This window comes from Buchnera aphidicola (Melaphis rhois) (genome assembly GCF_005080745.1).
Taxonomy (GTDB): domain Bacteria; phylum Pseudomonadota; class Gammaproteobacteria; order Enterobacterales; family Enterobacteriaceae; genus Buchnera_B; species Buchnera_B aphidicola_AT.
This window is the reverse complement of sequence record NZ_CP033004.1, coordinates 31,822-32,476: the sequence shown is the minus strand read 5'-3', so window position 1 is coordinate 32,476 and position 655 is coordinate 31,822. Positions and strand designations below refer to the sequence as shown.

General features: G+C 31.9%; 1 pseudogene. It reads right to left on the bottom strand.

What is annotated here, in order from left to right:
• Nucleotides 1–36: 36 nt before the first annotated feature.
• A pseudogene (locus tag D9V73_RS02890) lies at nt 37–655 on the bottom strand (5-methyltetrahydropteroyltriglutamate--homocysteine S-methyltransferase); the annotation flags it as partial.

The window sequence follows — 655 nt, the reverse complement described above, 5'->3', positions numbered from 1 at the left end:
TAAAGCTTATTTTTGTAATTTTATAAAACAATTTTTCTAAAATACCCATCTTGCTTTAAAGAATATGGTTAAAGCAAGATGGGTATTTTCCCAATTCCTTGTTTTCAATCCACAATCAGGGTTAACCCACAATCGACGTATTGGAATATAATCCATAGCTTTTCTTAACAACGAAGTCATCCAGTTTACGCTAGGTACACTTGGAGAATGAACGTCATACACACCTGGACCTATTTCATTTGGATATTTAAAATTCTTGAAAAATTCTAATAACTCCATATCAGATCGTGATGTCTCAATAGTAATAACATCTACGTCCAATAAAACAATAGCATCCATAATATCATTAAATTCGCAATAGCACATGTGTGTATGAATCTGAGTACTATCTCGTACACCAGAATAAGTCAATCGAAAAGCTTCAATAGACCAAGACAAGTATTGATTCCATAAACTATGTCTTAAAGGTAATCCTTCTCTTAAAGCTGGTTCATCAATTTGAATAATACTAATTCCTTTGCGTTCTAATTCTAATACTTCATCACGCAAAGATAATGCTATCTGTTTAGCTATATTTTCTTTAGATAAATCTTCTCTCAAAAAAGACCAACATAAAATTGTTATCGGTCCCGTTATCATTCCTTTTACCGGCTTA